The 6,310-nt window shown below is 69.5% G+C and carries 5 protein-coding genes and 1 pseudogene; 4 read left to right on the forward strand and 2 right to left on the reverse strand.

Annotated elements, in window-relative coordinates; translation table 11 throughout:
- Positions 1 to 110: 110 nt before the first annotated feature.
- Positions 111 to 317: pseudogene (locus ACZ6KY_RS37295) on the forward strand (STAS domain-containing protein); the annotation flags it as partial.
- 20 nt (positions 318 to 337) lie between these two features.
- Here the strand turns inward: ACZ6KY_RS37295 and tuf are convergent.
- Positions 338 to 1,531, reverse strand: a complete 1,194-nt coding sequence (gene tuf, locus ACZ6KY_RS37300; RefSeq protein ID WP_469314705.1) for an elongation factor Tu — start codon at positions 1,529 to 1,531, stop codon at positions 338 to 340.
- A gap of 117 nt (positions 1,532 to 1,648) precedes the next feature.
- On the reverse strand, positions 1,649 to 2,602 hold the full coding sequence (locus ACZ6KY_RS37305) for a ribose-phosphate diphosphokinase (protein ID WP_469314706.1): 954 nt from the start codon (positions 2,600 to 2,602) through the stop codon (positions 1,649 to 1,651).
- A gap of 388 nt (positions 2,603 to 2,990) precedes the next feature.
- On the opposite strand from ACZ6KY_RS37305, the gene ACZ6KY_RS37310 reads away from it, so the two are divergent.
- From ACZ6KY_RS37310 to ACZ6KY_RS37320, 3 genes are all read left to right on the forward strand, one after another.
- Positions 2,991 to 3,641, forward strand: coding sequence for a DUF4230 domain-containing protein (locus ACZ6KY_RS37310; protein ID WP_469314707.1), 651 nt, complete (start codon positions 2,991 to 2,993; stop codon positions 3,639 to 3,641).
- Positions 3,642 to 3,952: 311 nt separating this feature from the next.
- Positions 3,953 to 4,642, forward strand: a complete 690-nt coding sequence (locus ACZ6KY_RS37315) for a VanZ family protein (protein ID WP_469314708.1) — start codon at positions 3,953 to 3,955, stop codon at positions 4,640 to 4,642.
- 136 nt (positions 4,643 to 4,778) lie between these two features.
- Positions 4,779 to 6,026: a ricin-type beta-trefoil lectin domain protein gene (locus ACZ6KY_RS37320; RefSeq protein WP_469314709.1), complete on the forward strand. Its 1,248-nt coding sequence runs from the start codon at positions 4,779 to 4,781 to the stop codon at positions 6,024 to 6,026.
- Positions 6,027 to 6,310 lie beyond the last annotated feature (284 nt).

Here is a 6,310-nt window from a genome sequence, read left to right on the forward strand (position 1 = left end):
GATAGAACCCAAGAGGGAAAGCGCCCTCTCCAAAGACAAACGACCCCCCCCTCCCCCCCCCCCGCCCACCCCCCCCCCCCCCCCCCCCCTCCCCCCCCCCCCCCCCCCGCGTCGAGTTCTTCGACTGCTCGGGCCTGCGGCTGCTCTACCGCGCCAGACGCCGTGTCCTCGAGCGGGGCGGCCGGCTGCACCTGGTCTGCACCCATCCGCTGACGCTCCGCATGTTCCGGCTGACCGGGCTCTCGCGGGTGCTGCCGCCCTCGGCCTCGCCGGAGGAGGCGCTGAGCCGCCCGGAGGCCACTTCGCACCTCTCCTGAGAGTCCCGCCAACCGGCCGCCTAATCCCGGATCTTCGTGACCTGCCCGGCGCCGACCGTCCTGCCGCCCTCGCGGATGGCGAACTTCAGCCCTTCCTCCATCGCGATCGGCTGGATCAACTGCACCTCCATCATGGTGTTGTCGCCCGGCATGACCATCTCCGTCCCCCTGGGCAGGGTCACGACTCCGGTCACGTCCGTCGTACGGAAGTAGAACTGCGGCCGGTAGTTGTCGAAGAACGGCGTGTGCCGGCCGCCCTCGTCCTTGGAGAGGATGTAGGCGCGCGCCTCGAACCGGGTGTGCGGGGTCACCGAACCCGGCTTGATCACCACCTGCCCCCGCTCCACGTCCTCGCGCCTCACTCCGCGCAGCAGCAGCCCGACGTTCTCGCCCGCCCGGCCCTCGTCGAGGAGTTTCCGGAACATCTCGACGCCGGTGACGGTGGTCCGCGTCTTCTGCTCGTGGACGCCGATGATCTCGACCTCGCTGTTCACCTTCAGCACCCCGCGCTCGATCCGGCCGGTGACGACCGTGCCGCGGCCCGTGATGGTGAAGACGTCCTCGATCGGCAGCAGGAACGGCCGGTCCACATCACGCACCGGTTCCGGCACGAACGCGTCGACGGCCGCGAGGAGTTCGAGGATCGTCGCGCTCCACTCGGGGTCGCCCTCCAGCGCCTTGAGCGCGGACACCCGGACGACCGGCACGTCGTCGCCCGGGAACTCGTACGCGCTGAGCAGCTCGCGCACCTCCAGCTCGACGAGTTCCAGGATCTCCTCGTCGTCCACCATGTCGGTCTTGTTGAGCGCGACCACGATGTACGGGACGCCGACCTGCCGGGCCAGCAGGACATGCTCCTTGGTCTGCGGCATCGGGCCGTCGGTCGCCGCGACCACGAGGATCGCGCCGTCCATCTGCGCGGCCCCCGTGATCATGTTCTTGATGTAGTCCGCGTGCCCCGGGCAGTCCACATGCGCGTAGTGCCGGTTCTCCGTCTGGTACTCGACATGGGCGATCGAGATCGTGATGCCGCGCTGCCGCTCCTCGGGCGCCTTGTCGATCTGGTCGAACGGCGTGAACGGGTTCAGATCGGGGAAGCGGTCGTGCAGCACCTTGGTGACGGCCGCCGTCAGCGTCGTCTTGCCGTGGTCGATGTGACCGATGGTGCCGATGTTCACATGCGGCTTGGTCCGCTCGAATTTCGCCTTGGCCACTGCGAGCCCTCCTGATCACCTGGGTGACGCCGAGCGTTGCTCCGCGGCTTCCCGGCCGGGCACGGCGGCCGCTCCTGGTGACCGAGCGGTGGGGAGGGAAGTTCCGCTCCCTCCTGTCTATTCGTTCCGCGGCGCGTCGAACAGGGCGCTGACGGACTCACCGTTGTGAATGCGCCGCACCGCCTCGGCGAGCGCCGGGGCGATGGACAGGACGCTCAGCTTCTCGGTGTACTCCTCGGCCGGTATCGGCACGGTGTTCGTGCAGACGATCTCCAGTACGTCGGGCTGCTCGCTGAGCCGCTTGAGGGCGCCCGCCGCGAACAGCCCGTGAGTGCAGGCGACGCGGATCGACCGCGGCCCCAACTCGCGCAGCCGCTCCAGGAGTTCGAGGACCGTGCTGCCCTTGGCGATCTCGTCGTCCAGCACGATGACGTCGCGTCCGGAGATCTCGCCGATGACGGAGCTGATGCTCACCCGGTCGTCGGCGAACCGCTGCTTGGCACCGGCGGCCACCTGGGCCCCGATGAGCCGCGCGAACGCCGCGGCCTCCTTCGCGTTGCCCAGATCTGGCGAGACCACCGTCGTACGCGACAGGTCGTTGGCCCGGAAGTGCGCGGCCAGTTCCCGCAGGGCGTGCAGATGGTCGACCGGCACCGAGAAGAAACCGTGCACCTGCGGGGAGTGCAGGGTCATCGCGAGGACACGGCTGGCGCCGGCCGCCACCAGCAGGTCCGCCACGAGCCGGCCGCCCATGGAGATCCGCGGCATGTCCTTCTTATCCGAACGGGCGTACGAATAGTGGGGCATGACCACGGTGATCCGCCCGGCGGAGGCACCGCGCGCCGCGTCGCACATCATCAGCAGCTCGACGAGATGTTCCTGCACCGGAGTGACCAGCGGCTGCACGAGGAAGACGTCACGCTCGCGACAGTTGGCCTGGAGCTGGACCTCCAGGCAGTCGTTGGCGAACCGGCTGACACGGGTCGGACTGAGGGGCACACCGAGGTGCGCGCAGAGCTCGGCCGCGAGCTCGGGATGGGCACTACCGCTGAACACGGCGATGTCACGCACGACCGCTCCTCGCATGATCGAACCGGGTTGCGTCGCCGGCTGGCAAGATCGGCCCGGAGTGCGTACCTCATGCTACTGGGCACCTTTCGGGCCTTCGACCGGGGGGAATTCCGGTTGCGGATCCGGTCGCGGGGTGCCTGGCCGGTCCCGTACACCGTTCGGCGAGAGGCCGTGCCGGGTCGCCCGCCCCTCACGACGTACGCCCCGGCGCGCCGGGCACAGCGGCCGGGGCTCGGCATCCCGGGTGTCCCGGCCACCCCGCCGGCCCGCTCCCCCGCCTTCCGGCGGACGGCACCCCGGGCGCCCGGCAGCGGAATCCGCCCGCCAACCGGTCGGCCTGTCAAGGGGCTTGAGGGGTACACGGACGGTTGAAAGGAGGACCGTCGACATGACGACGTCCATCAAACGCATGCCCGGTTGGGCGAAGGTGGTCTGCGCCTTCGTGCTGGTGCTCGTGGTGCTCTTCGCCGGGCTGCGGCTGGCCGTTCTGCCGGGGCTGCGCGATGTGTTCGGCACGGAGACCCATGACAATTCGGGCCCCACGCTCCTCAAGTCCATTCAGGACATGAGCCGTTACGAGGCCGCGTCGGGCAACTTCCAGGTGGTCGTGGACCTGGAGAAGGACTCGAAGTACCTGCCCGACGCCATCCGCGGCACCCGCACGCTGTACGTGGGGGCCGGCACCGTCGACGCCTATGTCGATCTCGGGCACATCGGCCAGAAGGACGTGACGGTCAACGGCGACCGTACGTCGGCCACGCTCCGTCTGCCGCACGCGGCACTGGGCAAACCCGCCCTCGACCCCGACCACTCCTACGCCGTCTCGAAGCAGCGCGGCCTCCTCGACCGGATCGGCGACATCTTCTCGGACAACCCGAACGACGAGCGGGCCGTGCAGCGGCTCGCGGCCAAACACATCGGCAAGGCCGCGCAGGACAGCCGGCTCACCGCGCGGGCCGAGCAGAACACCACCGGCATGCTCGAAGGCCTGTTGCACTCTCTCGGCTTCACGGAGGTGACGGTCACCTACGGCACCTGAGTGTCCCGGCGGTGCCGAGGGCGCCGGGGCGAGCACACGGTCGCACCCGGCGCTCTCGGCCGTCACGGAGTCGGCCCTCCGGAGGGCAGTCCCCGCCTGGCGGCAGACGACGGAGGAAGGCACAGGTCATGGGCCGTGACTTCGCGGGGAGCGCGCCGGGCCGGCCGGGGTGTCGCAGCGCGGACATCCCCGTCGCCGGAAAGCTCTGCCCCGTGCCACGAAACCCTTCCGTTCGCCGTGCCCCGGGCATTGTCGGCCCCATCGGGGGTAAGCGGGCTGCACCAGAGGGCAGTTGAAAAGGGGAGGGTCTCATGGTCCGCACCGCGTTGCGCGCACGAGCCGCGAAGGCAGGTCGCCGGAAACCGGCACCGAAGCCGGGATCGGACCGGGAGAAGGCCTCGTCGAAGGGCGAGCAGAGCAAGCCGGCGTCGAAGGCCGGGCGGAGCAGGTCCGCGTCGAGGACCGAGCGGGCGAAGCCGGAAGGGTCACGGTCGTTCTTCGGCCGCAGGACGCCGCCCCCCGCGCCGGCGGAAAAGACCGGGGCCCTGGCACTGCCCTTCCGGCTGCTGGCCATGCTGATCGCGTTCGCGGCCATGGTGGCGTTCGCCGTCGCGCTGGCCCGGCTGACACTGGAGCCCTCGCCGGCGTCCGCGGCCCTGATCCACAACAACCTTCACCCCGGGCGCTCCCTGAAGGCCTATCTCGACCAGCCGGAGCTGCGCGACGCCGTCAAGCAGATCGGCGGGAACCTCGTACTGGGGGTGCCCTTCGGAGTGCTGCTGCCCGTGGTGTTCCCGAAGACCCGCGGCATCCTGCGTATCCTGGCGCTCACCGCGGCGGTCATGCTCCTGGTCGAGCTCGTTCAAGGAGCCCTCATCACCGGGCGTTCCTTCGACATCGACGACGTCATCCTCAACACGACCGGGGCGCTGGTGGGTTACCTGCTTCTGGGACGGCGGCTCGGCCGGGCGGTGCACCCCAAGAAGCGCCTTCGCGCCTGAGGCATCTCCCCAACTCCTGGTCCGTACCAGAGTATTGACACCCTGTTACCTCACTCCTTAAATCAAGAGGCGAAGCATGCACCCCCCACCTCAGTCGGCTGACCCGCCTTAGGGCAGCCGTACGGAAATGAGAGTCATGGACTCCCCACGCCTGCTCCGAAGATGCCTCTTCGCCGCGCTGTCCGCCGCGCTCGTCGCCTCCGCCTCGGCCGTCGTCGCTCCCGCCCACGCGGGTCCGGCGGCGGCCACCGCGACCGTGACGTTCGACGACACCTTCGACGGCGCCGCCGGTTCGGCCGTCGACTCCTCCAAGTGGCAGATGGAGACCGGCGACAACGTCAACAACCACGAACGCGAGTACTACACGTCGGGCAACAAGAACGCGGCGCTGGACGGCCAGGGCCATCTGGTCATCACGGCCCGCAAGGAGAATCCGGCCAACTACCAGTGCTGGTACGGCACATGTCAGTACACGTCGGCCCGGATGAACACCTCCGGGAAGTTCACCACGGCGTACGGCCATGTCGAGGCCCGGATGAAGATCCCGCGCAGGCAGGGCATGTGGCCGGCGTTCTGGATGCTCGGCAGCGACATCGGGCAGGTCGGCTGGCCGAACTCCGGTGAGATCGACGTCATGGAGAACGTCGGCTTCGAGCCGAACACCGTGCACGGCACGATCCACGGTCCGGGGTACTCCGGGTCCGCCGGTATCGGTGCCCCGTACTCCCTCCCGAACGGCCAGGCCTTCGCGGACGCCTTCCACACCTTCGCGGTCGACTGGGCGCCGAACTCGATCACCTGGTCGGTGGACGGCACGGTCTACCAGCAGCGGACGCCCGCCGACGTGGGCGGCAACACCTGGGTGTTCAACAAGCCGTTCTTCCTGATCCTGAACCTCGCGGTCGGCGGCTACTGGCCCGGCGACCCCGACGGCTCGACCGCCTTCCCGCAGCAGCTCGTCGTCGACGAGGTGAAGGTGACCACGAGCGACAGTCCTGGCGGCACCAGCGGACCCGTCAAGGGCCTCGCCGGCAAGTGCGCGGACGTGGCCGCGGCCAACTCGGCGAACGGCACGCCCGTACAGCTCTACGACTGCAACGGGACCAACGCCCAGCAGTGGACGGTGTCCTCGGACGGCACGATCCGCGCGCTCGGCAAGTGCCTGGACGTCACCGGCAACGGTACGGCGGACGGCTCGACGGTCCAACTGTGGGACTGCACCGGCGGCCCCAACCAGAAATGGACGGTCACCGCGGCCCACGACATCGTGAACCCGCAGGCCAACAAGTGTCTCGACGTCACGGGCAACAACTCGGCCAACGGCACACGCCTACAGATCTGGACGTGCGGCGGCGGGGCCAACCAGAAGTGGACGGTGGGCTGAGGGGCCGCTCGCGCCTGTAGGTTCGCGCTCCCAGTGTCCCGTTCCCACGGACGACGCCCCTCGCCCGGCCCGAAGGGCACATCCGAAGGGCACAGAAGCGAGACGAACGGCTGGGGTCTGACCCCGCGAGAACACAGGCTTCAGGCCGCCCCGGGGCGGCCTGAAGCACCACCGTGAGGCCGCCCCGTGGCACGCCGGGGCGGCCCCACGGTCACACCGACCCCACCACGAGAGGGGCGAGCCGCTCCTTTTGCCCCAAGAGCCTGCCGGCTCTCGGGTCCCCG

This window comes from Streptomyces sp. NPDC042002 (genome assembly GCF_055588305.1).

What these genes read in the sequence shown, in the direction of transcription:
- ACZ6KY_RS37310 (WP_469314707.1), top strand. Translation starts at nt 2,991, where the DNA reads ATGACGACGTCCATCAAACGCATGCCCGGTTGGGCGAAGGTGGTCTGC.
- ACZ6KY_RS37315 (WP_469314708.1), top strand. Translation starts at nt 3,953, where the DNA reads ATGGTCCGCACCGCGTTGCGCGCACGAGCCGCGAAGGCAGGTCGCCGG.
- ACZ6KY_RS37320 (WP_469314709.1), top strand. Translation starts at nt 4,779, where the DNA reads ATGGACTCCCCACGCCTGCTCCGAAGATGCCTCTTCGCCGCGCTGTCC.